The organism is Marinobacterium sp. YM272, assembly GCF_050908845.1.
Lineage (GTDB): Bacteria > Pseudomonadota > Gammaproteobacteria > Pseudomonadales > Balneatricaceae > Marinobacterium_D.
Window position 1 is genome coordinate 19,127 of record NZ_CP194171.1, and the last position, 25,580, is coordinate 44,706.

A 25,580-nucleotide genomic window follows, 5' to 3' on the forward strand; every position below is an offset into this window, starting at 1 on the left:
GTTGAGCCCTCCTTAACGGGTAATTGCATTTTTGTCCCAGGACACACGGCGCTGCAGCAGCAACATGACCCTATCGAGCAGGAAGCCGATCAGGCCGATCACCAGCACCGCCACCATGATGCGGCCGAGGGAGTCGGAGCTGCCGTTCTGGAACTCGTCCCAGACGAACTTGCCCAGGCCCGGGTTCTGCGCCAGCATCTCCGCGGCGATCAGTACCATCCAGGCGATACCCAGCGACAGGCGCAGACCGGTAAAGATCATCGGCACCGACGACGGCAGCACGATCTTGATCACGTGGGTCATCCAGCTAAGGCGCAGCACCTTGCTGACGTTCTGCAGATCCTGGCTGACGGCGGATACACCAACGGCGGTATTGATCAGCGTGGGCCAGAGACAGCAGAGCGCGACGGTAAACAGGGAAGTCAGGAACGACTTGGCAAACATCGGGTCGTCGGTCACGTAAGCGGCACTGACCACCATGGTCACCAGCGGAAGCCAGGCCAGGGGCGATACCGGCTTGAACAGCTGGATAATCGGATTCAGCGCCGCATACAGCGATGCATTCAGGCCGATGCAGATCCCCAGTGGGATAGCGATGATCCCGGCGATGGCAAAGCCGGCCAACACGGTCACCAGGCTGGTACCGATCTGGTCAAAGAAGGTCGGCTTGCCGGTGTAGTCGCGAATCTTCGGCACATAATCCGGATCCTTGGCGACGCGATCGGCATTGCGCTGCTCCTGACGCTCATAGAACGCCGTCTCCCGCTCACGCTCACTGACATGCTCGGCATAGAGCGCCACCGACTGCTCGTAGACCTGCGTCGGTCCCGGAAACTGCCCCAGCGAGGTGTCGATCTGCTTGGCGCCGGCCTGCCAGATAAACAGGAACACGGCGAGGCCAAGCAGCGGCAGCCCCAGCGCCCCTAGCGCACGCTTGAACCAGCTGCCCAGGGTATCGTTGGATTTCACACCGGCGATGCTGGAAACTCCGGCCAATGCCATACGAATGCTAGTCATGGGTAAACTCTCCTCCCCCGGATATGCAGCCCCGGAGGGCTGCTCCGAAGCTTAGATTTGCTCTTCGCCCTTGAGGCCGATGCTGAACTTCTCGAGATACTCGTTGGGCTTGTGACCGTCATAAGTCACGCCATCGATAAACTGGGTCTGCGGCGCCTTGAAACCGTCTTCAGAGTCGAAATCCGGGAACTCAGACGCATCCATCTTGCCTTCGGCAATCAGCTCTTTCGCAGCGATGGCGTAGATATCCGGGCGGTACACCTGCTTGGCGATATCCATGTACCAGCTGTCCGGCTTGGGCTCGGCAATCTGGCCCCAGCGGCGCATCTGGGTCAGGTACCAGATCGCATCGGAGTAGTACGGGTAGGTGGCGTTGTGGCGGAAGAAGACGTTAAAGTCAGGCACGTCACGCACATCGCCCTTCTCATATTCGAAGGTGCCGGTCATGGAGTTGGCGATCACCTCCTCATCCGCGCCCACGTAGGTCGGGCGGGACAGAATCTCTACCGCTTCGGGGCGGTTGGCGTTGTTGTTTTCATCCAGCCACTTGGCGGCGCGGATCATCGCCTTGACCACGCGGATATGGGTGTTGGGGTACTTCTCGGCCCACTCTTTGGAGACACCGAACACTTTTTCCGGGTTGTCTTTCCAGATCTCGTAGTCGGTGATCACCGGCACACCGATCCCCTTGAACACCGCCTGCTGGTTCCAGGGCTCACCGACGCAGTAACCGTAGATGGTGCCGGCTTCCATGGTCGCCGGCATCTGCGGCGGCGGGGTAACGGAAAGCAGCGCATCCGCCTGAAGCTGGCCGCTGGTGTCGCCCTTGGCCGGTGCGTAGTAACCGGGGTGAATACCACCGGCCGCCAGCCAGTAGCGCAGCTCATAGTTGTGGGTGGAGACCGGGAACACCATGCCCATGTTGAACGGTTTACCCTCGGCCTTGTACTTATCCACAACCGGCTTGAGGTAATCCGCCTTGATCGGGTGCACCGGTTTGCCATCTTCACCGACCGGGATATTGGGCTTCATCTGTTCCCAGATATCGTTGGAAACGGTGATGCCGTTGCCGTTCAGATCCATGCTGAACGCGGTAATGATATCGGCCTTGGTACCAAAACCGATGGTCGCACCGAGCGGCTGACCGGCGAGCATATGAGCGCCATCCAGCTGGCCGTCGATGACGCGGTCCAGCAGCACCTTCCAGTTCGCCTGGGCTTCCAGGGTCACATAGAGCCCTTCATCCTCGAAGTACTGCTTCTCGTAGGCGATCGCCAGCGGCGCCATATCGGTGAGTTTGATGAAGCCGAATTTCAACTCCTCTTTCTCGGCATAGCCCACCTCGGCCAGAGCTGGAAGTGACAGGGAAGCAGAGGCCAGGCTGACAGAAGCAGCCAGAAGGACACGCTTGCACAGAGAACGACGGTTCAGGGTCTTTTTCATAACAACTCCTATCCAGAAACAAAAAAGGGCGCCGCTCCCACACCCCAGACCTCGGTCTGTGATACAGGAACGGCGCCCTTGCCGTATTCGCTAATTGTCAGGCTCTAAACGAGCATTCGGTGGCGGTGTCGTCGATCTGGAAGAAAAAGCCGACACGCCTCGATTTGCAAAAGCTAAAGCGAAGCTCGTGCCAATTCTTATTTATTCCTTTAAAAACAATCCGATAAATAAAAGCCAACCTCAAACATGCCTGTGTGGCTTCGCGAACCTGCACCGACATCAAGCAGTTTCTCCGTTTTTTTGATCAAAAATAGAGCAACTGTCCAGGAATGCTGACTACCCCGCTGCCCTCAGAACCAGCACAAATAACCACTCCCATCTTTATATGCCTAAAGCGTCAATTACCGGCCATGAATAGCATAAACCGTAATGAACGGTTCACCGGCCTGATTCCGCACCACTTGAGTGCATAACGCCTCCAAGCAATGCGTAAAAACCGAGAAAATCGGCGAACACCTCAGCTAGGCCTTTGAATTGTATACGCGCCCATTGATGGCACCAGACTTGCAGTTTCTTCGACAAGTAAGTGGTTAAACAATTTTCCGGAAAAGTCTTCGGACGTTTTCGATAGATGGCAAAGGCGCCTGAATCTCCCCCTGCTAAGGCAGGCTCGAGGTTCAGGCGCTTTTTTTTTGCGGGGCCTAAAGATGAGCAACAACACAACCTGTCCCTACTGCGGCGTTGGCTGCGGTGTCAGCGCCGAAATCAGAGATGAGCAGATCATCGCCGTCTCCGGTGACGAGACACACCCCGCCAACCAGGGGCGCCTCTGCGTCAAAGGCAGCGCGCTGCACGAAACCACCGGAGAGCACGACCGACTGATCCAGCCCCGGGTCGATGGCGTTGAAACCGGTTGGAACCAAGCGCTCGACAGCGTTGCCGCTCGTCTCAGTTCGGTTATCGAGCAGCATGGACCCGAGTCGGTTGCCATGTACCTCTCCGGCCAGCTGCTGACCGAGGACTACTACGTGGCCAACAAGCTGATGAAGGGGTTTATCGGCTCCAGCCATGTGGATACCAATTCACGCCTGTGCATGTCCTCCACCGTTGCCGGCTACAAGCGCGCCTTCGGTGGCGACCTGATGCCCTGCAGTTACGAGGATATCGATCACGCCGACCTGATGGTGCTGGTGGGCTCAAATGCGGCCTGGAACCACCCGATCCTGTTCCAGCGCATGGCCGCGACGAAGCAAGCCAACCCCGCGTTGCGCGTGGTCGTGATCGATCCGCGTCGCACCGCCACCTCGGAGCTGGCCGACCTGCAGCTGTCGCTGAAACCGGGCAGTGATGCGGTGATCTTCAATGCGATCCTGGTGCAGTTGGAAAAACGCGGCAAGGTCGACCAGGTCTATGTGGATAAGCATACCGAAGGCCTGGATGCAGCACTCGCAGCGGCGCGCCACAGCGCCCCTGACCTGGCCACAGCGGCCCGCCTGACCGATATACCGGAGGGGGATCTGGAAACCCTGGTGGAGTGGTTCTGCAACACCGAAAAGGTCCTGACCTTTTTCTCCCAGGGGATCAATCAGTCCAGCAGCGGCACCGACAAGGTCAACAGCATCATCAACTGCCACCTGGCAAGCGGCCGCATCGGCAAACCCGGTATGGGCCCCTTCTCGCTGACCGGTCAGCCCAACGCCATGGGTGGACGTGAAGTGGGCGGCCTGGCCAACCAGCTGGCCGCGCATATGGATTTTTCCAACGACGAGAACATCGATCGCGTGCAGCGCTTCTGGCAGGCACCGACTATTGCCCGTCAGGAGGGATTGAAAGCAGTGGACCTGTTCTCGGCTATCGAGCGTGGCGAGATCAAGGCGGTCTGGATCATGGCCACCAACCCGGTGGTCAGCCTGCCCCAGGCCAGCCGGGTGCGTAAAGCGCTGGAGCAATGCGAGTTGGTGATTGTTTCCGAATGCATGGCACAGACCGACACCGTGGAGCTGGCCCATATCGCCCTGCCCGCCACCACCTGGGGCGAGAAAGATGGCACCGTCACCAACTCTGAGCGGCGCATCTCGCGCCAGCGCGGGCTCATTTCGGCACCGGGCGAGGCAAAAAACGACTGGTGGATTATCTGTGAGGTCGCCAAACGACTGGGCTTTACCGAACCATTCAGTTATTCCGGCCCGGCAGCCATTTTTCGCGAACACGCCGCGCTCTCCGGGTTTGAAAACGACGGCAAGCGGGGCTTCGATATCAGCGGGCTCTCACAGATCAGCAACACTGAATACGATGAACTTACCCCCATACAGTGGCCGGTAAACGCTTGCGCCCCGAAAGGAACAACGCGCCTGTTTGCCAACGGTCAGTTTTTCACCCCCAATGGCAAAGCGCGCCTGCTGCCGATAGAACCTCGTCTGCCTGAACAGCAGCCCAGCGAAACCTGTCCACTGGTGGTTAACACCGGTCGGCTCCGGGACCAGTGGCACACCATGACCCGTACCGGCCGCGCTGCCCGTCTGCTGCAGCACCGAAGCGAGCCGTTTATCGAGCTTCATCCCAGCGATGCAAAGCGTTTCAAGATCGCCAGTGGCGATATCGCCGTCCTTGAGAGCAAGCAGGGCAGCTACGTCGCCAGAGCACAGCTAAGCGAGTCACAGCGCCCCGGTGAACTCTTTATCCCTATGCACTGGAACGAGCAGTTCAGCGGCAATGCGATCAGCGGCAATCTGATCGATGCGGTGGTGGACCCGGTATCGGGCCAGCCCGAATCCAAACAGGGTGTGGCGAGCATCCACCGACTCGAGACTCGATGGCAGGCACGGCTGTTGAGCCGCGCTGCGAGCGCCCCCCGCGCGCAATACTGGAGCCGGGCGCCACTGCAGTACTGCACCAGCTTCCGCCTGGCCGACACTGACGCTGTCACCGACTGGGCCGCCTGGTGTGACGAACAGCTTGGCTCAACACCCGATTTGCTACTGGAAGATAAGGCTGAAGGCCGTTTCCGCGCCTGTGGATTCGCCGGAGATCGTCTCGACTGGGTGCTACTGGTCGAGCGCGACAACAATCTGCCTGACCTGGATTGGCTCGACACACAGTTCGCCTTGGGTTCGCTCAACCAGGATACACGACGCCAGCTTCTGGCGGCACGCGCACCGGGCGCTCAACCCTGCGGCGCCGTGATCTGCAGCTGCTTCCAGGTACGCGAACCGGCGATTCTTGAGGCGATCAACGCCGGCAGCGACTCGGCCGAAAAGCTGAGCGAACAACTCAAATGCGGAACCAACTGTGGTTCCTGCCTCCCCGAACTTAAGTCGCTGATCGCTAACAGCGTCAAGGAAGCCGAACATGTTTCTGAGTAACCGCTTCAACCCACTGGCGCAGACTTTCAACCGCATCATCGATCTGGGCCGGCGCAAAACAAACACACCGATAAACACCGCCTTCAAGGCCGGTCGCAAATCAACAGGCAAGCCTGGCGAGGTGCACCTGATCGGCTGCGGCCCCGGTGCGGCAGACCTGCTGACGGTGCGAGCCGACCGGCTGATCCGCGCAGCCCAGGTGGTGATCTACGATCGCCTGGTCGGCGAAGATATCCTCGACCTGATCCCCGCCGATGCCGAACGCTATTACGTGGGCAAGGCACCCGGTGATCATAGCGTTCCCCAGGCGGAAATCGGCACGATGATGGTGGAGCAGGCCAGCCGCGGTAAAACCGTGCTGCGCCTGAAGGGCGGAGATCCGGCGGTTTTCGCCCGCATGGCGGAAGAGATCGAGGCACTTAACAGCGCCGGCATTCCCTGGCAGATTGTCCCCGGCATCACCGCCGCATCGGGCTGCGCCGCCGCGGCAGGTATCCCGCTGACCGATAGGGGCAGTGCCCACCAGGTACGTTTCGTCACCGCTACCCATCATGCCGATCATCTCAGCCACGACTGGGCAGCACTGGCACGCAGGGATCAAACCCTGGTGTTCTACATGGGTCTGGAGGCTCTGCCCACCATTACCACGGAGCTGCAGAAACAGGGCTTACCCGGCGACTGGCCTATTCTGCTGATCGAGAACGGCACCCGAGCAGATCAGCGTAACCTGCTTGCGTCTCTCGACTGCATTGTGGATAAAGCCCGGGAGGCACAGTTCCGCTCCCCCAGCCTGATTATTGTCGGCGAGGTGACCCGCACCGCCCGGGCGCAGGCGATATCACTTGCCAGAGCACAGGAGGTCGCCTGACAATGGGCGCGATCTTTCTGGGGAACTACCGTGTCAGACGCGAACAACACGACAAAAGAGACTCAAAACGAGTTGACCGGGCTGGTATTGGCCGGCGGTCGCGGCCGCCGCACGGGCGGGCAGGATAAGGGGCTGATCGACTTTGAAGGGCGCCCCCTGGTGAGCTATTCACTGGCTGCATTGGAGCCGCTCTGTCACCGGATCTATATCAACTGCAACCGCAACCACGACGCCTACGCGGCCTTTGGCTACCCGCTTATCTCGGACCCCGATGACAGTTTTCCCGGCCCGCTCAGGGCCCTCGGTGAGCTATTGCCACAGCTGCCCGATGAGGACCTGATTATCCTGCCCTGCGACAGCCCCGGCATCGGCCAGACGCAGCTTGAAACCCTGGTCGAGATCAGCCAGACCTACCCGGACCACTGGGTCTACCTGCGCGCCGACGGACGTGATCATCCGCTGCATGCACTGCTGCCCCGCTCGCTTAGACAACCGCTGCTGACATTCATACGTGAGAGCGGCGAACAGCGCCTGATGCGGGCCATCGATGCCCTGCCCCATGTGGCGGTGGAACTGGCGGATGCGCCGCTACTTAACCTGAACCGTATTTAACCGATTCCGGGCATTTTAGGAAAAATTCCTATAGGCCTGAGCACAATGCGGTGGGATCATAGCGACATGCGCTGCAGGGAGTGCAGCAACGGCAGGATGCCGTTAGGGATAGAAACTTGGATTTACACAGGCGCTGGACCGCCTGACATTGCAGGGATTAGCGGGCAGGATGCCAACAAGGCTTGCACCACGGATAGTGTGCAAGCCTTTATTTTTTATAGGGTAAGGAAATCAGTAGCCGGTCGAATTACTCGCCCGGCTTCCAACCCGAGGTGATCGGATAACGCCGATCCCTGCCAAAGCCTCTCTGCGTAAGACGCGGCCCTACCGGTGCCTGACGCCGCTTGTATTCGTTGATATCAACAAGACGCACCACGCGATTCACATCGGCCTCGGCAAAGCCTTCAGCGATAATCGCCTTGGCACTGTAATCACGCTCCACATACAGCTCCAGAATCCGATCCAGCACATCGTAATCGGGCAGGCTGTCCTGGTCTTTCTGATCCGGCGCCAGTTCTGCTGAGGGCGGCCGGTCAATGACACGCTGCGGAATTACCGGGGATATGCGGTTGCGATACTCGGCCAGTCTATAGACCAGTACTTTTGGCACATCCTTGAGCACATCGAAGCCACCAGCCATATCGCCGTAGAGAGTGGAATAACCCACCGCCATCTCCGACTTGTTGCCGGTGGTCAGCACCAGGTAGCCCTTCTTGTTGGAGATCGCCATCAGCAGCACTCCGCGGCAGCGGGCCTGCAGGTTCTCTTCGGTGGTATCCGGCCGGGTACCCTCAAACTCGTCGGCCAGTGACGCCATGAACGCTTCGTACATCGGCTCGATGGAGATCACGCTGTGACGGATGCCCAGCAGCTCCGCCTCTTCGGCCGCATCTTCTACACTCATGCTAGAGGTGTAGCGGAACGGCATCATCACCGCTTCGACCCGGTCCGCGCCAAGCGCATCCACCGCGACAGCGGCGGTCACTGCCGAGTCAATACCACCGGAAAGCCCCAGCACTACACCCTTGAAGCCGTTCTTGTTGATGTAATCGCGCACGCCCAGCACCAGCGCATCGTAGACGGACCTCTCAAAATCAGGCGCTGCGATGCTTGGCTGTTCCGGCGTTACTGAACCGTCGGCGGGATCAACGGTGACGCTGTACAGCGCCTCCTCGAAAAACGCACCGCTGAACGCCTGCTGCCCCTCGGCGGTAACAACCTGGGAGCCGCCATCGAAGATCAGCTCATCCTGGCCGCCCACCTGGTTAACATAGAGGATCGGACAACCGGCGTCCTGCGCCTGGCGCGACAGCAGATCGATGCGCTGCTCGGACTTGCCGGCATGGAAGGGCGAGGCATTGATATTCAGGATCAGCCGCACGCCGGCGGCTTTCATCTGCTGTACCGGTGCGGTATGCCAGATATCCTCGCAGACGCTGAGGCCAACCGGATAACCCTCCAGCTCGAACACGCCCGGCTTGGTGCCGGCCACGAAGTAGCGCTGTTCATCGAAGACTTGGTAATTGGGCAGGCACTGCTTGGCATACTCGGTGAGGATCTTGCCGTCACGGATCACACCCAGCATGTTGTAGAGCGCGCCGTCACGGTAGCGGGGATAGCCCAGCACCAGGGTGATGCCGCGAACAGCATCGAGCACCCGCTTCAGCGCCTGCTCGATACGGATCTCAAGACTGGGGCGCAGCAACAGGTCTTCCGGAGGATAGCCACTCAGGGCCAGCTCGGGAAACATTACCAGATCGGCGTTAAGTTCGTCCCGGGCCTTCAGGGCTGTTTCGATAACCCGCTCGGTATTGCCGGGAATATCACCCACCAAAAGATTCAACTGGGCCATGGTGACCCGAATCGGCTTACTCATCTGTACTCAAGAATACCTGTCAGTCGTGTTCAATACGGCCATCGACGGCATAGGCCGCCGGATCGATGATCGGTGTGCGATCCAGTAACAGATCACTGAGCAGGCGGGTGGATGCAGGTGCGAGCACCAGTCCGTTACGGTAGTGACCACAGTTGAGATGCAGCCCCGACCATCCCGGTACCTGGCCGATAAAGGGAATCCCCTCGGGAGACCCCGGCCTGAGCCCGGCCCAGTGATGTTCAACGGGGTATTGTGCCAGATCAGGAAGGATTGTCAGAGCGGTTTTGTACAGGGATTCGCGCGCTTCTTCGGTGGTCTGTTTGTCGAAGCCCACATGTTCCAGCGTACTGCCCACGAGGATTCGGCCATCGCTACGCGGAATCAGGTAACGACCGTTGAGCATAACGATACGATCGATCAAACCAACAGGTGCCTTGAACACCATCATCTGGCCACGCACGGGCTCAACCGGCAATTTCAGCCCCAGACTCTCAAGCAGGCCACCACTCCAGGCACCGCTGGCAACGACCGTCTCGTCCGCCCGAATCTCGCCCCGCGAGGTGGATACACCCTCGATGCGCTCCGCGGAGGTAATAAACCCGGACACTTCGCAGTTCTCGATCAGCTCCACATTCGGATGACTGACCACACTTTTTCGTAAGGCCTGACCCAAGCGCGGGTTACGAATACTGGCCACCTCTGGCATCCAGATGCCGGAGCGGAAATCAGCGTTGATACGGGGTTCTTTGCTGTGGATAAACTCACTATCGACCTGCACCAGCGGGCGGTAATGGTCGTGGCCCCACTGCAGCGCTTCGGCTTCATCATGAACATCCACCATGATAATGCCCTTCTGGCGCAGCTCCGGGTCGATACCGGTTTCCGCAAACAGCTCCTGCGCCAGCAGGATGTAACTACTCTGCGACCAGAGCGCCAGCCGGGTAACCGCTTCGCCATGACGCCAGGGATAAAGAGGAGAGACGATACCGCCACCGGCCCAGGAGGCTTCTTTTGCGCTGATACCTTTTTCGATAATTGTGACACGTTGTCCAGCACGAGTCAGTTCGCGGGCCATCATCAAGCCGATGACGCCCGCGCCTATGACTATATAACTCAAATATCTACACCTTGGTAAAACTGAGGCCAGCTTTATTTTATCAGAACAAAGTTAATATCAGTGACACTCGTACCAAACTCATCGATTGTAACCAGCAGCGAAGGCGGATCGAAAGTAGACCCACCCGTAATAGTTGGTTCAATAGTCACTGTGGTGCTCACAGTACCCGCCGGCCATTCGCAGTTATAGCCACGAACGTTACCTACAGTATCCAGCATCGTACAATTATCAGCAGGCAACACAGATACTTTATTCAGATTTCCGTCTGTGGACGTAGATATAGTACCCGAAATCGTAACTGGACAAGGACCTACGCAAGAAATGGTAGCGTTGATTGTATCGGAAAGGGTAGCAGGCGATGGGACAATCTTATTATCCTGCCCCGGAAAATTGCTGGCATTATCATAAACATTACTGAGCAGCCCCGTGTTATCAGTCTTAGAGTAAGCCGTAATCGCAGCTGAACCAGTTCCGCTAACTGCCATTGTCACAGCCCCACGACTGTAAACATTGTCATAGTAGAGTGCCTCGTCGTCCTGTATTGTTTTGGTCACCTCATTGGTAACCGCTGCGACAGTAGCGGAACTAGAGGTCCAGGTCGTCAACAACGTTGTATTAATCTCAAAAAATGGCACCACCGATAACCAGCCCTGAGAGGCCACAGTGCCGGCCGCAATGGAAGCGATGTAACTATTCCAAGCGCTATCATAGGTCATATCATCGTAGTAGATACTGCGGGACAACAGTTGCTTTTTCTCGGCGTTATTGGCGGTAAAATCACGCCCAGACGGCATCGCCGCCGATGGTGAACCAAAGACCTGATACCATATTTCATCGACAACATAGTCCTGATAGTCGCTGAGCGCAGAGCTGGCAGTATCATCGATAAACTCTGGAAGCATTACGTTCAAAGCAACCATTTTCCAGTCAGGAAAGAGCCGGAAGATGCCATCAACCCGCCGAAAGCGGCAGGCCTCAGGATAAAAATCATCACTTACAGCCTCTGCCCCGGTAAATACAACGGCAGGAGTCGCCGGATTTTTGGCAAGCAATTCATCCTTATCCAATGCATAATGAGCATGAGCACTACTCGGGGATGTTTCCTTGAATCCAGGCACTCCATTCAAAGTATAAATATTCACAGTGGCCGCATCATGATGTCCCGCACAACAGCGGGTACAGTACTGTGACTGATCCATATCACTAACCGGGGACCCCGTTCTATCGTTTGCCCCGCCGGTGTAGTAGACCCCCTTTTTAACAACCAGTTCCCCATTCAGATACTCATAATGATAGGGGGTTTGTAAAGCTACGCCATTACCCGACTCTAACTGGCAGAAACAGTTGACAGTAATAAATTCTTCCTGAATTTGCTTATTACTGCTTGTATCGTACGTCGTCGTTGAAAACTTAACTTCGGTACTTTCATTACCCTGATTCTTCTTGGCAATCTCAGGCAGAGGTTTTGAAGTTTCTTTGATATTGCCGTTCCCGAGTTCTATCGGTATAACATCTGGTATCGTACCGGGGGCATGGCTAACTTCCGGAGTTCCCCCGCCTATACCCGACACACCTAACAAGGCCCCGACACCAGGATCTATCCGCGCAAGGATAGTCGACAACGCCAAGCTTCCTGCATCCCAACTAACCCGAACTGTGATCTCTTTATACTCGGAAGCATTAACTGCAGACGAAACTGTATTTATACCTGCCCAATCCAACGTGTAATCCATCGATGAGTTCCCCACCGATACTGTTTCCGTATCTGATGTGGGGAAAGCGGCGGAACCAATCCTGTCATACTCGGCAATGGACTGAAAATCCCTGAATTCTTCCAGTTTTTTCTCAGCCAGCGCCATCCCTACGGCGCGCTTTTCAGAGTCAGAGGCCCCAGTAATAAAGCTGGCTTGCAGCTGCAATAATGCTGCGAGGCCCACCATCAGTACAACCAGAGCCACCAGAATTTCTATCAGGGTGAAACCCTTACCCTTTTTAAGATGCCCACTCCTCGTTATATAGCTCATAGCCATACCCTCTAATTTATATCCGTCCATGAGCCGGGAAACCTTGCTAACTCATCAAAACCTTCACCGTCATTGGTTAGCTTATCGAGCAGATCGTTCGAGTAGACCAGCGTATAAGTCCCCGTGACTTGTTCCGCAGTTCCATTCACCATAACCACGCCATAGACCGTCGCGGTACCTGTAAGCTTGATCCCGTAATCCTCCTTTGGGGTCGCTGTGTAGATATCGCTGAATGCAAACAGAATACCGTACATAACTATGTTCGCGTTCGCGGTAACATCACCATGAATCACCAATATAATAGGCGCTTCTTCCTTGCCCACTCTTGTGGGCAGTTTGCAGTTACCCTCTATCCAGATCAGTGGCATCTCACCCTCATGCGCACCACCGGAGTAGAACATATCGCCAATATCCTCGTCCAAGTCACCGCAGGTCACACCGTACTGCATGCCCAAGTCTCTGTATTCTTGCCAGGCACTCGGAGTAACGCCTGAGTCACTGCCACAGGGATTGGTAGCAACATTTACACCAAATAAATTTTCAAAGGTATCCGGTGCACAAGGCTCGGCCACGATATCATCGCACTCCCAGGCATCGACAACCGCCTTGGAATCACACAACTTCTCGTCAGCGGGTACATTACTGCACTTACAGTCGTCGCAAACCCACTCCGCAACATCACTATCTTCTTTAGCTTTTTCGTCAGCGTTACCACCTGCGTACAGAAACTCATCCAGATTACAGGTATCCCAAGAGCCCGTCCCATTCTTGTCAGCCGTCTTTGCCCAGCCCGATACTGGCACACCTTCACCGCCGCCATTGGGGTTAGTGACGATAGAAAAGGAACCATTTATTGGTATATTTCCGTTCGCCATCAACGGTGGCAGTTCGCCACTACCGAGCAGCGGCACTGTGCCGTATCTTTCGGTAATGGTGGCAGAACCTGTCTGATCGGGCGACTCTCCGGTTGCTGTCACTGTGGCATAACCGCCAGACACGACGACGGAAACCTGCGCTTCGGTAGCACCGCTGGCGGGAATCGCAACACTTGTCGTACCACTGGGTGTCCAGGCCGAGGCATCTTCAACATATTTCATGGCGCCATAATCCAAACCGCCCTGAGCCACATGAAAGGCTTCTTTTGCACGGTTGGTATTGGCACCAGTTTTTAACTCCAACATTGTAAGACCTGCCACGGTCAATACTGTTAATGTCAAAAGCGCGAGTAGCACGATTGCAACGATTAATGTCGCAGCACCGCCTTCTCGCCGAAGAACTTGGCCATGATCACGTAACAGCCTGAATTTAGAGGTCATTTCGAACCCTCACTTCTTCTACCAACTGTTTAACCAAACGCGCATCTGTAGCAGATTGCCCGGTCAGGGTGATTTTTATTGAGCGTGCAGCCGCTGAAGCAAAGGATGCGGCCGATGGCAGGGGCTCAAACACCAGTCCGGTAATAACGGTGCTGTTTTCGTCAGTCAGATTCTGCCAATTGGATACCCCCGTGCAGTCCGCCCCACTGGTGATTACGGAGGTCTTCCATAGCACCTCTACAGCATCGTCTTTCAGGCGATATCCAATCAACTTGTTGATATCCGATGCGCCCAAGCCATCATAATCATAGGCCAACACAACGCAGGTCGCCGCTGACGCCGTAGTCGGCGCAGTCGCCGTAAAATCGTCGAACAAATTGACAGGCAAACCGCCCGCCACTGCATCCTCGTAGGGACTCCCCGCCAGGCTGGCCGCCGCCCAATACCCGGAGCGCCGGATATCCCGAACCATCATATCCATAGTGGTCCTCAGCTCCTGATTCAATCTCATTGTAGTAACGGTCTGCCGGGTGATCCCCAGAGTTGAGACATACATCGATATCGCTATACCGGTGACAATCAACCCCAGTAAAAGCGCGATCATCAGTTCTATCAATGAGAAACCCGACTGTTTCTTCATCCTTAACATGATTCAAACCCCGATACTGCCGAGCCAGGAGGCGTACACAACCTTAGCCTACCCAGGAAGCTCATAACGATACGCAGTTGATTACCGTTATTGCCGGTAAAAAAGATGGAGCCCGCTGGAGAGAGAGTCCCGCGCCGAGGATCGAAGGTGACTGTAGACCCTGAAACCGATGCAGCACTCATCAGCACACCCGGGTAATTTTCCACACCGGTCACTGTACGGACGCCATTGATCGTACAGAAAGTATTGGTTGCATCAGAACAATCGCAGGAGGTCGCCGAGGATGCCTCTTCCAGCCCGTAACACCAATCATTGGATGGTGTATCATCGAACTTGACGAAAATGGCTTGATTTCGTTTTATGGACTCTGCACGGGCGAACTGCAGATCGGCATAAAGAGTTTGTGCAGCCCCGGTCAGTCGCCTATTCTCGAAGAAGTCGCGGAAAGCCGGTGCGGCCACTGTTACCAGAATTGCGACGACGGCAAGGGTGACTACCAGCTCTATCAGAGTGAAGCCAGATTCTTTATGTAAGACAGCCCCACCTGACGCAGAACAGTCTTTCCTTGTAACCGAAACTTCCACCGACCAAATCCTTTTTTAGGATGCTAAGATTGAGCTCTCTGAGCATAGCAGCATAAAGGAACTACAGTGAACCACTCACACCGCGGATTTACACTGATCGAGCTCATGATCGTAGTCGCCATCATCGGCATTATTGCAGCGGTCGCTTATCCATCGTATCTCGACTACGTTCGGAAAAGTCGACGCGCAGAGGCGCAGGCTGTGCTGCTGGACGCGCAGATCAAGCAGGAGCGCTATCGGGCCTACAACAATAGTTATGGGTCTGTAGCAGAATTAAACGCGGCCTCCCTGGGAATCGGCAGCCATGGCGACTATAACTTTTCCCTGCAGGGCGTTCCCACTGCATCGACCTACACCATCCAGGCCATACCTCAAAATGACCAGGTCAATGACTGCGGTGGTCAGACACTGACCATCAACCAGAGCAACACAAAAACCCCGGCGGACTGCTGGCAGGACTGATCAGAAGATCACCCTGCCGCTGCATTCACAGTCAGTATTTTCACACTGAATAATAAGGTCTTCCCCGCCAACGGATGGTTGAAATCCACTGACACGCGCTCATCGTTGAACTCGACGATCACGCCGGGGATTTCACCGCCCGGTTCCTGAAACGAGACCACCAGCCCAGGCTCCAGATCCATATCCTTGAAATCACTGCGCTTCATCACCTGGATGTTGCTGGCGTTGTGCTGACCGAAGCCACGTTCCGGGGCGATGGTCAGTTCGGCTTCGTCGCCGGCCTTCAGGCCCAGCAAGGCCTGTTCGAAGCCTTCAGGGATGTTGCCATCGCCGAAGGTGAAGGTAGCCGGGTCGGCGTCGAAGTTGGAGTCGATAATCTGGCCATCCTGCAGTTTGATGGCAAAGTGCAGGGTGACCTGCTTGTCCGGGCCTATGGTCAGCTCGCTCATTTTTCAGTTTCTCCAGCGCTTTCGCGTCCAGCAAACAGCATATCAATAATAAGAAGGATCGCCCCGCAGGTGATCGCGGTATCGGCCAGATTAAATGCGGGGAAGTACCAGCCGGCGTAGTGCACCGAGATGAAGTCGATCACATGTCCGTGGACTATACGGTCATAGAGGTTGCCCAGAGCACCGCCGAGTAGCAGAGACAGTCCAGCCCCCAGCCACCAGACGCGTGCCGGGGTGCGTTTCATCCACACCAGCAGCATCAGGCTGACGCCGAGTGCAATCAGGATAAACAGCCAGCGCTGCCAGCCGCCCTCTGCCGCCAGGAAGCTGAACGCCGCACCCTTGTTGTAGAGCAGTGTCAGATCGAATACCGGCAGGATCTGAACCGGGTCAGCGTAGGTCAGACGGCTGTCCGCCAAGTACTTGCTGCCCAGATCCAGCAGAATGACGACCGCGCTGAGCCAGAGCCAGCGCAGTGCGCTGGCCTTTGTCGTGAGCGACTCCATCAGGCGTACTGGCGCTGTTCGCCTTCCCCGCTGACGTTTTCGACACAGCGACCGCACAGTTCCGGGTCTTCGCTGTGCTGACCCACATCTTCACGATGGTGCCAGCAGCGGGCGCACTTGGGTTGTTCGGAGGCTTTAACCGCCACCTTCAGACCAGCAACGTCGGTGTCGCGGGCATCCGCACCTTCAGCCAGCGGCGCGATACGCGCTACCGACGTAATCAGCACGAAGCGCAGCTCGTCACCCAGGCGGGCCAGATCCTGCTGCAGTGTTTCATCGGCGTACAGTGTCACTTCAGCCGCCAGGGAGGCCTTGACCAGCTTCTCGCCACGAGCATCTTCCAGACACTTGTTCACAGCATCTTTCACCCCCATCACGCGCTGCCAGAACTCCGGCGTAAACTCGTCATCAAAGGCGACGGTGGTCAGCCCATCGTACCAGGTGGTGAGCAGCACACTGTCACGGCGCTCGCCCGGCAGCACCTCGTAGATCTCTTCAGCGGTAAAGCTGAGGATCGGCGCGATCCAGCGGGTCAACGCTTCGGCGATATGGAACAGCGCACTCTGGCACGAGCGGCGCGCCAGACTGTCCGGCTTGGTGGTGTACTGGCGATCCTTGATGATATCCAGGTAGAAGCCACCCAGCTCGCGTACGCAGAAGTTATGCACCTGCTGGTACACATCGAGGAAACGGTAACCATCGTAGGCGTCGATCACTTTCTTCTGCAGCTTGGCTGCCGCATCTACCGCCCAGCGGTCCAGCGCCAGCATCTGTTCCGGCTCGACCATATCGGTTGCCGGATCGAAGCCGCTCAGGTTCGCCAGCAGGAAACGCGAGGTGTTACGGATACGACGATAGGAATCGGCTGTGCGCTGCAGGATCTGTTTGGAGACCGCCATCTCGCCGGAGTAGTCGGTGGAAGCCACCCACAGACGCAGGATATCGGCACCCAGGGAGTCGGTGACTTCCTGGGGCGCGATCACGTTACCGAGCGACTTGGACATCTTGTAGCCCTTCTCGTCGACGGTGAAGCCGTGGGTCAGCACCTGCTTGTAGGGCGCGCATTCGTTGATCGCGATGGAGGTCTTCAGCGATGACTGGAACCAACCGCGGTGCTGATCCGAGCCTTCCAGGTACATATCCGCCGGGAAGCGCAGGCCATCGCGCTGGTTCAGCACGGAGTAGTGAGTCACGCCGGAGTCGAACCAGACATCCAGAGTATCGGTTACCTTGTCGTAGTCGTCCGCTTCGTTGCCGAGCAGTTCTTTGGCATCCAGCTCGAACCAGGCATCCATACCGCCCGCTTCGATCTTCTGCGCCACCTGCTCGATCAGCTCTTTGGTGCGCGGATGCAGCTCACCGCTCTGCTTGTGGGTAAACAGGGTGATCGGCACGCCCCAGGTGCGCTGACGGGAAACACACCAGTCCGGGCTCTGCTCGACCATCGCTTCGATACGGTTCTGACCCCAGTCCGGGAACCACTGCACGCCCTTGATCGCTTCCAGCGCGTGTTTTTTCAGGCCCTTCTCTTCCATGGAGACGAACCACTGCGGTGTGGCGCGGTAGATCAGCGGTGTCTTGGTACGCCAGCAGTGCGGGTAGCTGTGCTGGAAGCGCTTCAGGTGCACCAGCTTGCCTTCACGCTCCAGCGCCTCGCAGACCGGCTCATCGGCCTTGTAGACGTGTACGCCGGCGAACTCGCCCGCGTCATCAGTATAGGTACCGTTAGCCTGCACCAGGTTCAGCGTGCTCAGGCCGTACTGCTGGCCGACAACAAAGTCTTCCATACCGTGATCAGGCGCGGTGTGTACGGCACCGGTACCGGCATCGGTGGTGACGTGGTCGCCCAGGATCACCGGCACCTGCTTGGCGTAGATCGGGTGCTGCAGCTGCAGCAGTTCCAGCGCAGCGCCGTTGCAGGTTGCCAGCACTTCGAACTTGTCCACCCCCCAGCGGTCCATGATGTCATCGACCATCTCCGCCGCCAGCACCATGCGATCCACACCCTGTTCGGTGTGGGCATCGACCAGGGCGTAGTCCAGAGCACCATTCAGCGATACCGCCTGGTTAGCCGGGATAGTCCAGGGAGTGGTAGTCCAGATCACCAGAGACACCGGCGCTTCGCCCGCGCTGGTCTCAAACAGTGCCAGTACCTTGTCCTGATCGACAAAAGTGAAGCGCACGTCGATGGCGGTGGAGGTCTTGTCCTGGTACTCCACCTCGGCTTCTGCCAGCGCAGACTGACCCACAACACTCCAGTAAACCGGCTTGTAGCCTTTCACCAGGTGACCGTTTTCGATGATCTTGCCGAGCGCACGGACGATGTTGGCTTCGGTATCGAAGTTCATGGTCAGATAGGGGTTTTCCCAGTCACCGATCACGCCCAGACGGATGAAGTCGGCTTTCTGGCCTTCAACCTGCTCGGCGGCGTATTCACGACACTTCTGGCGGAATTCACGATAAGGCACTTTGTCACCGGCCTTGCCGATCATGGTCTCGACCTTGTGCTCGATCGGCAGACCGTGGCAGTCCCAACCCGGCACGTAGGGCGCATCGAAACCGCTCAGCGTCTTCGATTTAATGATCATGTCCTTGATCACCTTGTTAACCGCATGACCGATATGAATATTGCCGTTGGCGTACGGAGGGCCATCGTGCAGGATGAACTGCGGGCGTCCCTTACCCTCTTCGCGCAGCTTGGCGTAGAGGTCGATCTGGGCCCAGCGCTCGAGCCGCTGCGGCTCGCGATTGGGCAGATTCCCCCGCATCGGGAAGGCCGTTTCCGGCAGATTCAGTGTCGGTTTGTAGTCGGTCATATCAAAAAACTTCCCAGCGTTAACTTAATCAGCCTGCGATTCGAGCCAGCTTCTGGCGGCTTCGATATCGGTCTGAATCTGTGTCTTCAGCGCATCAAGCCCGTCAAAGCGACGCTCGGCACGCAAGAAATGTCTGAACTCCACCTGCATCAGCTCGCCGTAAAGGTTGCCGCTGAAATCCAGCAGGTGAACCTCCAGTACCGGCTGCCGACCGTGTACCGTTGGCCGCATCCCCACGTTACATACGCCGGGATAGCGCTGCCCGTTGACCAGCCCATCCACCACATAGACGCCACGCAATGGGCAGGGGAAACGGTGCATGCGCACGTTCGCCGTGGGCGACCCCAGCTCGCGGCCCAGTTTCTGGCCATGCATGACACGCCCGACGACCCGATAACGGCGCCCCAGCAGGCGCGCGCCCAGGTCGAAATCATGGGCCTGCAGCGCAGAACGCACGCGGGTGCTGCTGATACGTTCACCGTCCAGCAGACAGGTAGCGGTTTCCTCGACGGAAAAACCGAAACTCTCGCCGGCCCGCTCCAGCAACGCGAAATCGCCGCGGCGATCACAGCCAAAGCGGAAATCGTCCCCCACCACCAGATGACGGATATTGAGCCGTTCGATCAGCAGCTGCTGGACAAACTCGTCCGCCGACATACTGCGCAGGCGGGTGTTGAAGGTCAGGCAGAGCACCCGCTCGACACCGGCAAACTCCAGAAAGCGGACTTTTTCCCCGAAACGGGTCAGTCTTGGCGGCGCGGAACCATCCGGTGCGAAGTATTCACGGGGCTGAGGTTCGAAGATGATGACAACACTCGGCAGCCCCATCGCTTCAGCTTTGCTATGCAACTGATTGAGCACGGCCTGATGACCCAGGTGCACACCATCAAAATTACCGATGGTTGCGACGCACCCGAGATGGCGTTCACGCAGATTGTGTAAACCGCGAATCAATTCCATACGCGACTGAACTTAAGCCCCATGCAAGCGAGAAAACGGTACCGCCGAAAGCGGCGCCAGTTATACGAAAACGCCGGATTATAGCCTACAAAGCGGTGGTTGATTAAGCCCTGATCACCCTCTCAGGTGCCGCAGACGGATCCCGGAGGCAAAAAGCACAACTGCATAGAGCGCCACGCCAGAAAAAACCAGCGTCGACATCCACAGCGCCCGCTGCCAAACGTCCGCCGCCAGCCACTCAGCCACCGGTCGCGAAAAGCCGATCAACAGCGCGCCAAGCGCCCCATTGGCCAGCAGCATCCGTAGCACGAAAACGCCCCAGCCACGCTGCCAGTGAAACACGCCGTCACGCAACAGCCCGCGCAGCAAAAGCCCTGCGTTCATAAATGCCGACAGCGCCGTGGCCAGCGCCAGCCCCGCATGGGCCAGCGGCCAGACCAGAATCAGGTTGAAGACCATGTTGGCCGCCATCGCCAGGGCCGCTACCTTGACCGGTGTTGCCGTGTCCTGGCGCGCAAAGAATCCGGTCGCCAGCACCTTGATCAGCATGAATGCCACCAGTCCCAGGGCATAGGCTCGCAGACTGCGCGCGGACATCTCTATATCCAGATCGGTCATGGTGCCGTAGTGGAATAGGGTCGTCAGCAGCTCCTCCGCCAGCACCACCAGCGCCACCGCTGCCGGCACACCAATCAGCAGCACCATGCGCACGGCCCAATCGAGGGTTTTGCGGAAATGCTCTGGAGAGCGCTCCGCATGACGCCGCGACAGGCTTGGCAGGATCACCGTGGCGATAGCGATGCCGAACACGCCCAGCGGCAGCTCGGAGAGGCGATCGGAGTAATACAGCCAGGAGACACTGCCCGTTTGCAGAAAAGAGGCCAGTACCGTATCCAGCAGCAGGTTGATCTGTGCCACCGACACACCAAAGAGGGCGGGCAGCATCAGTTTCAGGATGCGGCGTACGCCCTCATCGCGCCAGCCTCGCTGCGGTACCGGCACCAGCTGCAGCCGGGCCAGAAATGGCAGCTGAAACAGCAACTGCAGTGCACCGGCCATAAATACACCCCAGGCCAGGGCCATGATCGGCGTTTCAAAGCCAGGGCTCAGCACCACAGCAGAGAAAATCAACGTCAGGTTCAGTAGCACCGGCGTAAACGCCGGTATAGCAAAACGTCCATAGGCGTTGAGAATGGCACCGCAGAACGCGGTCATCGAAATCAGCGCCAGATAGGGGAAAGTGATCCGCAGCATCTGCGCCGCCAGATCGAACCTCTCACCGCCGGCGATATAGAACCCCGGCGCAAACAGCGCAGCGAGCAGCGGCGCTCCCAGGACACCGACAAGCGTTACAGCCAGCAGTACCGACCCCAGCGTGCCGGAGACCCGGTAAACCAGACTCTGCACCGCCTGCAGGTCGCGCTGACTGCGATACTCCGACAGCACCGGCACAAAAGCCTGGGAAAAAGCCCCCTCGGCAAACAGGCGGCGCAGAAAATTGGGTATTTTGAACGCGACGAAAAACGCATCAGCGCTACCGCTAGCACCAAAATAACCGGCGATCACCACATCGCGCACCAGGCCCAGGACACGTGACAGCATCGTCATCACGCCAACGACTGCGCTGGACCGGAGCAGGCCTGCGGGCTGTTTTTCGGTATCGGACACGCTACTGTTTCCGTTCGTCTGAGTTCGGGAGTTGGGCCGGCTGATCATACAGCGACAGGCGGTTGGACGAAACGCTGTAAAAAGCGGATCGATCACTTGACACTCAACCGCCTAACATGAATAATCTCGCGTCTAATTTTTCGGCACAACGTACCGCCGTATTCTGATTAACTCAAAGCTTTAAGGAGCCGATCGTGGCGAATTCCGCAGGATCCCGTAAACGCGCTCGCCAGGCGGAGACGCGTCGTAAACACAACGCTAGCCTTCGCTCCATGGTGCGCACTTACTTCAAGAAAGTTCTGAAAGCCATCGCAAGCGGTGACCAGGCTGCTGCCCAGGACGCTTTCAAGACTGCCCAGCCGCTGCTCGACAGCGCTGTCAACAAGGGCATCTTCAAGAAGAACAAGGTTGCTCGCACCAAGAGCCGCCTGAACGCCAAGATCAAGGCAATGGCATAAGCCGCCTGATCGAAGCTCCAAAAGAACCGGCAGCCGCCGGTTTTTTTGTGCCTGAAATTCACACTTACAACGCCCAATAAAAAGGGCAGACCTCGCACGAGACCCACCCTTCCAATTACCAGATTGAATTGCAGCCCTGTCAGGCCAACACCAGATTATCCCTGTGGACAAGTTCAGGGTCGCCGACAAACCCCAGGATATCCACAATCTCACGACTCGGAAGACCCATGATGCGACGGGCATCGTCGGCACCGTAATTGACCAGGCCACGCGCGACTATCGCCCCCGCCTCGTCCTGCATCAGCACCATCTCGCCCCGGGAAAAATCTCCCGTCACCGATTTGACACCCGCCGGCAGAAGACTCTTGCCGCCCGAGACCAGCGCTCTCACCGCTCCGGCATCCAGCACCAGCGTGCCACGGGCCTGAAGATGACCTGCAATCCACTGCTTACGCGCCGCCACAGGCTCTTTGTTCGGTACCAGAAGCGTGCCGAGCGACTCCCCGGCAAACAGGCGCAGCAGGATATTCTTTTCACGCCCGCTGGCGATCACCGTCTGCGCGCCAGAACGCGCCGCCAGGCGCGCTGCACGCACCTTGGTGGCCATACCACCGCGTCCCAGCTTGCCACCACCACCGGCCATGGCAATCAGACGATCATCATCCGCACGCGCCTCATGCACGAACGGTGCATCGGGATTGGAGCGCGGGTCCGATTCGTAGAGACCTTCCTGGTCGGTCAGCAGAATCAATGCATCAGCCTCGATGGCATTCGCCACCAGAGCACCCAGGGTATCGTTGTCGCCAAAGCGGATCTCGCTGGTGACAACGGTGTCGTTCTCGTTGACCACCGCGATGACACCCAGCTCGATCAGCGCCTTCAGCGTGGAGCGGGCATTCAGGTAGCGCTTGCGGTTCGACAGGTCATCATGGGTCAGCAACACCTGGGCGGTGTGCAGACCGTGACGGGCAAAGCTGGATTCGTACGCTTTTACCAGCCCCATCTGCCCAACCGCAGCCGCCGCCTGCTGGCGATAGACCTCGCCCGGGCGGGTATCCCAGCCCAGACGCTTCATCCCCTCGGCAATGGAACCGGAGGAGACCAGTACCACTTCGACACCCTGAGCACGCAGCTCGGCCACCTGGTCCACCCAGTCGGAGATCGCCTCCAGGTCCAGACCGCGACCATCGTTGGTCAGCAGCGCACTACCAATCTTAACAACCCAACGGCCCTTGTGAGCCAACCCCTTACGACCCGTTACCACCTGTGTCTCCCTAATGCCAAAGCAGGGCCTAGCGCACCCACTCAACATCTACATCATAATCGTCGTCGTCGAAATCATCGTCGTCATCCAGACCATCTTTTGCAGCCTGGCGACGTGCGCGCCTCTCCTCTTTCAGGCGCTCCAGATTCTCCCGGGCTTCCTGATCGATGATTGCGCGAACTTCCCGCTCCTGCTCCAGCAGCTCCGGATTTTCCGCGACGGCCGCAGCACGCTCATCAAGGAAGTCCTGCAGGTTATGCACAAGCTCCTTGAGGCCCTCTTTGTTGAGCGCGGAAATACGGTAAACCGGCGCCTCCCACTCCAGCGCATCAAGCACCGCCTGACAGGCCGCCTCGCGCTCCTCTTCCGGCAACAGATCCAGCTTGTTCAACACCAGCCAGCGCGGCTGCTGCGCCAGCGTCGGGCTGAACTTTTCCAGCTCAGCCACAGCGGTAACCGCCGCCTCGGCTGGGGTTTTCTCATCCCAGGGCGCCATATCCACCAGATGCAGCAGCACGCGGTTGCGCGCCAGATGCTTAAGGAAACGGATACCAAGACCGGCCCCTTCGGCCGCGCCTTCGATGATTCCGGGAATATCGGCCACCACAAAACTGCGATGCGCCGCTGTACGCACAACCCCGAGGTTCGGCACCAGCGTGGTGAACGGATAGTCCGCCACCTTGGGCTTGGCCGCTGAAATAGAGCGAATCAGTGTCGATTTACCGGCATTGGGCAGACCCAGCAGGCCCACATCGGCAATCACTTTCAGCTCGAGACGGACATGACGCAGCTCGCCCGGCGTACCATTGGTTGTCTGGCGCGGCGCGCGGTTCACACTGCTCTTATAGCGGGTATTACCGAGACCATGGAAACCGCCCTGACAGATCTTTTCGACCTGACCAATCTGGGTCAGATCCGCCAGCACCTCATCGGTATCCACATCAACAACGGTGGTACCCACGGGCAGTTTGAGGACCATATCCTCGCCCTTGGCACCGGTGCAGTTACGACCGCTGCCCTGCTCACCATTTTGCGCTTTGTATTGGCGGGTGTAGCGGTAATCGATCAGCGTATTCAGGCCCTCATCGGCCTCGACGAAGATCGAACCGCCATCACCGCCATCACCGCCATCCGGCCCCCCTTTCGGGATAAACTTTTCGCGCCGGAAGCTCATGCAACCGTTGCCGCCTTTCCCGGCCTCAACCGTGATGATCGCCTCATCGACAAATTTCATCTGTTACCTCCCGAAAGAGTTAAACGCCGGAACAACCGGCTTAAAAACAAAAAAAGCCCCGCCTTAGCGGAGCTTTTTTCAACTTCAGCGTGCCGCTTAGGCAGAAACCACGCTGACGTACTTACGGTTGTTCGGGCCTTTAACCTCGAACTTGACCACACCGTCCGCCTTGGCGAACAGGGTGAAGTCTTTACCAACACCAACGTTTTCACCAGCGTGGAACTTGGTACCGCGCTGACGAATCAGGATGTTACCAGCGATAACGTTCTGACCACCGAAACGCTTGACACCCAGACGCTTGGACTGTGAGTCGCGTCCGTTACGCGTTGAACCACCAGCCTTCTTATGAGCCATTATAAATCTCCTGTCTGATTAGCCACTGATACCAGTGATTTTAACCTCAGTGAACCACTGACGGTGGCCCTGACGCTTCATGTGGTGCTTACGACGACGGAACTTGATGATGTTCACTTTCTCGCCGCGGCCGTGGGAAACGACTTCAGCCGCAACCTTGGCACCTTCAACAACCGGCGCGCCGACTTTAACGTCGTCGCCGTTGCCGACCAGCAGCACACGATCGAATTCAACGTTGGAACCAGCTTCAGCTGCCAGCTTTTCCAGCTTCAGCGTCTGGCCTTCCTGTACGCGGTACTGCTTACCACCGCTAACAATAACTGCAAACATGTTTTTCTCCAGTGTTATGCCTGCCCGGCTACTAGGACACAAACCTACTTCTAAGGGACCAGCTCCGCGTGGAAACCACGACACCCTATGGTAGGGAGCAAAGATGGACAGGCTCAGGGCGCGCAATTTTACACAAACACCCCAGCCCGCTCAAGGAAAAACAGCGCCTAAACCCGCCATATTGCTCATTTCTTGACAGGTCCTGGGCTTC

At 57.5% G+C, this 25,580-nt stretch carries 22 protein-coding genes; 5 read left to right on the forward strand and 17 right to left on the reverse strand.

The features are described 5' to 3' along the window. Window positions 1–12 precede the first annotated feature (12 nt). Both ACQUQP_RS00085 and ACQUQP_RS00090 read right to left on the reverse strand, forming a co-directional pair. Entirely contained in the window at window positions 13–1,017 is a 1,005-nt protein-coding gene (locus tag ACQUQP_RS00085; protein WP_432696807.1) for an ABC transporter permease, read from the reverse strand. Window positions 1,018–1,068: 51 nt separating this feature from the next. Then, window positions 1,069–2,460, reverse strand: coding sequence for a CmpA/NrtA family ABC transporter substrate-binding protein (locus tag ACQUQP_RS00090; protein WP_432696808.1), 1,392 nt, complete (start codon window positions 2,458–2,460; stop codon window positions 1,069–1,071). A gap of 707 nt (window positions 2,461–3,167) precedes the next feature. Between ACQUQP_RS00090 and ACQUQP_RS00095 the strand changes: the two genes are divergently transcribed. Genes ACQUQP_RS00095 through ACQUQP_RS00105 form a run of 3 tightly spaced genes read left to right on the forward strand, consistent with a single transcriptional unit; the run spans window position 3,168 to window position 7,302 of the window. Then, window positions 3,168–5,822, forward strand: a complete 2,655-nt coding sequence (locus ACQUQP_RS00095; protein ID WP_432696809.1) for a nitrate reductase — start codon at window positions 3,168–3,170, stop codon at window positions 5,820–5,822. Then, window positions 5,809–6,690 carry a uroporphyrinogen-III C-methyltransferase gene (gene cobA / locus ACQUQP_RS00100; RefSeq protein ID WP_432696810.1) on the forward strand — a complete coding sequence of 294 codons (882 nt, stop codon included), beginning with the start codon at window positions 5,809–5,811 and terminating at the stop codon, window positions 6,688–6,690. The genes ACQUQP_RS00095 and cobA overlap by 14 nt, the downstream gene beginning before the upstream one ends. A gap of 30 nt (window positions 6,691–6,720) precedes the next feature. Then, window positions 6,721–7,302 carry an NTP transferase domain-containing protein gene (locus ACQUQP_RS00105; RefSeq protein WP_432696811.1) on the forward strand — a complete coding sequence of 194 codons (582 nt, stop codon included), beginning with the start codon at window positions 6,721–6,723 and terminating at the stop codon, window positions 7,300–7,302. 247 nt (window positions 7,303–7,549) lie between these two features. Here ACQUQP_RS00105 and ACQUQP_RS00110 read toward each other — a convergent pair whose 3' ends face one another. From ACQUQP_RS00110 to ACQUQP_RS00135, 6 genes are read right to left on the reverse strand one after another with little or no spacing between them, the layout of a single operon-like run. Then, entirely contained in the window at window positions 7,550–9,178 is a 1,629-nt protein-coding gene (locus tag ACQUQP_RS00110) for an NAD+ synthase (protein ID WP_432696812.1), read from the reverse strand. Window positions 9,179–9,197: 19 nt separating this feature from the next. Further along, window positions 9,198–10,295: a glycine oxidase ThiO gene (gene thiO / locus ACQUQP_RS00115; protein WP_432696813.1), complete on the reverse strand. Its 1,098-nt coding sequence runs from the start codon at window positions 10,293–10,295 to the stop codon at window positions 9,198–9,200. Window positions 10,296–10,327: 32 nt separating this feature from the next. Further along, window positions 10,328–12,319: a type IV pilus modification PilV family protein gene (locus ACQUQP_RS00120; protein ID WP_432696814.1), complete on the reverse strand. Its 1,992-nt coding sequence runs from the start codon at window positions 12,317–12,319 to the stop codon at window positions 10,328–10,330. 11 nt (window positions 12,320–12,330) lie between these two features. Beyond that, entirely contained in the window at window positions 12,331–13,635 is a 1,305-nt protein-coding gene (locus tag ACQUQP_RS00125) for a PilX N-terminal domain-containing pilus assembly protein (protein ID WP_432696815.1), read from the reverse strand. Then, window positions 13,625–14,284 carry a PilW family protein gene (locus tag ACQUQP_RS00130; protein WP_432696816.1) on the reverse strand — a complete coding sequence of 220 codons (660 nt, stop codon included), beginning with the start codon at window positions 14,282–14,284 and terminating at the stop codon, window positions 13,625–13,627. Before ACQUQP_RS00130 ends, ACQUQP_RS00125 begins: the two co-directional genes overlap by 11 nt. Further along, window positions 14,278–14,868, reverse strand: a complete 591-nt coding sequence (locus ACQUQP_RS00135; protein WP_432696817.1) for a GspH/FimT family pseudopilin — start codon at window positions 14,866–14,868, stop codon at window positions 14,278–14,280. The genes ACQUQP_RS00130 and ACQUQP_RS00135 overlap by 7 nt, the downstream gene beginning before the upstream one ends. A gap of 66 nt (window positions 14,869–14,934) precedes the next feature. Here ACQUQP_RS00135 and ACQUQP_RS00140 point away from each other — a divergent pair, with 66 nt between their 5' ends. Beyond that, window positions 14,935–15,330, forward strand: a complete 396-nt coding sequence (locus ACQUQP_RS00140) for a type IV pilin protein (protein WP_432696818.1) — start codon at window positions 14,935–14,937, stop codon at window positions 15,328–15,330. Between the two features lie 8 nt (window positions 15,331–15,338). Here the strand turns inward: ACQUQP_RS00140 and ACQUQP_RS00145 are convergent, their stop codons facing one another. The 5 genes from ACQUQP_RS00145 to murJ form a co-directional block, all read right to left on the reverse strand. Then, complete coding sequence (locus tag ACQUQP_RS00145; RefSeq protein WP_432696819.1) at window positions 15,339–15,779, reverse strand: FKBP-type peptidyl-prolyl cis-trans isomerase; 441 nt, start codon at window positions 15,777–15,779, stop codon at window positions 15,339–15,341. Then, window positions 15,776–16,285, reverse strand: a complete 510-nt coding sequence (lspA, locus tag ACQUQP_RS00150; protein WP_432696820.1) for a signal peptidase II — start codon at window positions 16,283–16,285, stop codon at window positions 15,776–15,778. The genes ACQUQP_RS00145 and lspA overlap by 4 nt, the downstream gene beginning before the upstream one ends. Further along, complete coding sequence (ileS, locus tag ACQUQP_RS00155) at window positions 16,285–19,101, reverse strand: isoleucine--tRNA ligase (protein WP_432696821.1); 2,817 nt, start codon at window positions 19,099–19,101, stop codon at window positions 16,285–16,287. The genes lspA and ileS overlap by 1 nt, the downstream gene beginning before the upstream one ends. A gap of 24 nt (window positions 19,102–19,125) precedes the next feature. Beyond that, entirely contained in the window at window positions 19,126–20,061 is a 936-nt protein-coding gene (gene ribF, locus ACQUQP_RS00160; RefSeq protein WP_432696822.1) for a bifunctional riboflavin kinase/FAD synthetase, read from the reverse strand. 114 nt (window positions 20,062–20,175) lie between these two features. Next, entirely contained in the window at window positions 20,176–21,777 is a 1,602-nt protein-coding gene (gene murJ / locus ACQUQP_RS00165; protein WP_432698731.1) for a murein biosynthesis integral membrane protein MurJ, read from the reverse strand. A gap of 146 nt (window positions 21,778–21,923) precedes the next feature. On the opposite strand from murJ, the gene rpsT reads away from it, so the two are divergent. Continuing rightward, window positions 21,924–22,187 carry a 30S ribosomal protein S20 gene (gene rpsT, locus ACQUQP_RS00170; RefSeq protein WP_432696823.1) on the forward strand — a complete coding sequence of 88 codons (264 nt, stop codon included), beginning with the start codon at window positions 21,924–21,926 and terminating at the stop codon, window positions 22,185–22,187. A 139-nt stretch (window positions 22,188–22,326) separates the two neighbouring features. On the opposite strand, the gene proB is transcribed toward rpsT, so the two are convergent. The 4 genes from proB to rplU all read right to left on the reverse strand — a co-directional run bounded on the left by proB (window position 22,327) and on the right by rplU (window position 25,369). Beyond that, a complete protein-coding gene (gene proB, locus ACQUQP_RS00175) occupies window positions 22,327–23,451 on the reverse strand; it encodes a glutamate 5-kinase (protein WP_432696824.1) in 1,125 nt (374 codons plus the stop codon). Between the two features lie 28 nt (window positions 23,452–23,479). Further along, window positions 23,480–24,685, reverse strand: a complete 1,206-nt coding sequence (gene cgtA, locus ACQUQP_RS00180) for an Obg family GTPase CgtA (protein WP_432696825.1) — start codon at window positions 24,683–24,685, stop codon at window positions 23,480–23,482. A gap of 96 nt (window positions 24,686–24,781) precedes the next feature. Next, complete coding sequence (rpmA, locus tag ACQUQP_RS00185; protein WP_432696826.1) at window positions 24,782–25,039, reverse strand: 50S ribosomal protein L27; 258 nt, start codon at window positions 25,037–25,039, stop codon at window positions 24,782–24,784. Between the two features lie 18 nt (window positions 25,040–25,057). Beyond that, window positions 25,058–25,369, reverse strand: coding sequence for a 50S ribosomal protein L21 (rplU, locus tag ACQUQP_RS00190; RefSeq protein WP_432696827.1), 312 nt, complete (start codon window positions 25,367–25,369; stop codon window positions 25,058–25,060). Between the last annotated feature and the right edge of the window lie 211 nt (window positions 25,370–25,580).

Bases quoted from the DNA above. Each gene is read 5' to 3' on its own strand.
- ACQUQP_RS00125 (WP_432696815.1), bottom strand. From the start codon at position 13,635: ATGACCTCTAAATTCAGGCTGTTACGTGATCATGGCCAAGTTCTTCGG.
- ACQUQP_RS00120 (WP_432696814.1), bottom strand. From the start codon at position 12,319: ATGAGCTATATAACGAGGAGTGGGCATCTTAAAAAGGGTAAGGGTTTC.
- cobA (WP_432696810.1), top strand. From the start codon at position 5,809: ATGTTTCTGAGTAACCGCTTCAACCCACTGGCGCAGACTTTCAACCGC.
- cgtA (WP_432696825.1), bottom strand. From the start codon at position 24,685: ATGAAATTTGTCGATGAGGCGATCATCACGGTTGAGGCCGGGAAAGGC.
- ACQUQP_RS00090 (WP_432696808.1), bottom strand. From the start codon at position 2,460: ATGAAAAAGACCCTGAACCGTCGTTCTCTGTGCAAGCGTGTCCTTCTG.
- ribF (WP_432696822.1), bottom strand. From the start codon at position 20,061: ATGGAATTGATTCGCGGTTTACACAATCTGCGTGAACGCCATCTCGGG.
- murJ (WP_432698731.1), bottom strand. From the start codon at position 21,777: ATGATCAGCCGGCCCAACTCCCGAACTCAGACGAACGGAAACAGTAGC.
- lspA (WP_432696820.1), bottom strand. From the start codon at position 16,285: ATGGAGTCGCTCACGACAAAGGCCAGCGCACTGCGCTGGCTCTGGCTC.
- ACQUQP_RS00110 (WP_432696812.1), bottom strand. From the start codon at position 9,178: ATGAGTAAGCCGATTCGGGTCACCATGGCCCAGTTGAATCTTTTGGTG.
- ACQUQP_RS00145 (WP_432696819.1), bottom strand. From the start codon at position 15,779: ATGAGCGAGCTGACCATAGGCCCGGACAAGCAGGTCACCCTGCACTTT.
- ACQUQP_RS00085 (WP_432696807.1), bottom strand. From the start codon at position 1,017: ATGACTAGCATTCGTATGGCATTGGCCGGAGTTTCCAGCATCGCCGGT.
- rplU (WP_432696827.1), bottom strand. From the start codon at position 25,369: ATGTTTGCAGTTATTGTTAGCGGTGGTAAGCAGTACCGCGTACAGGAA.
- ACQUQP_RS00095 (WP_432696809.1), top strand. From the start codon at position 3,168: ATGAGCAACAACACAACCTGTCCCTACTGCGGCGTTGGCTGCGGTGTC.
- ileS (WP_432696821.1), bottom strand. From the start codon at position 19,101: ATGACCGACTACAAACCGACACTGAATCTGCCGGAAACGGCCTTCCCG.
- ACQUQP_RS00130 (WP_432696816.1), bottom strand. From the start codon at position 14,284: ATGTTAAGGATGAAGAAACAGTCGGGTTTCTCATTGATAGAACTGATG.
- rpmA (WP_432696826.1), bottom strand. From the start codon at position 25,039: ATGGCTCATAAGAAGGCTGGTGGTTCAACGCGTAACGGACGCGACTCA.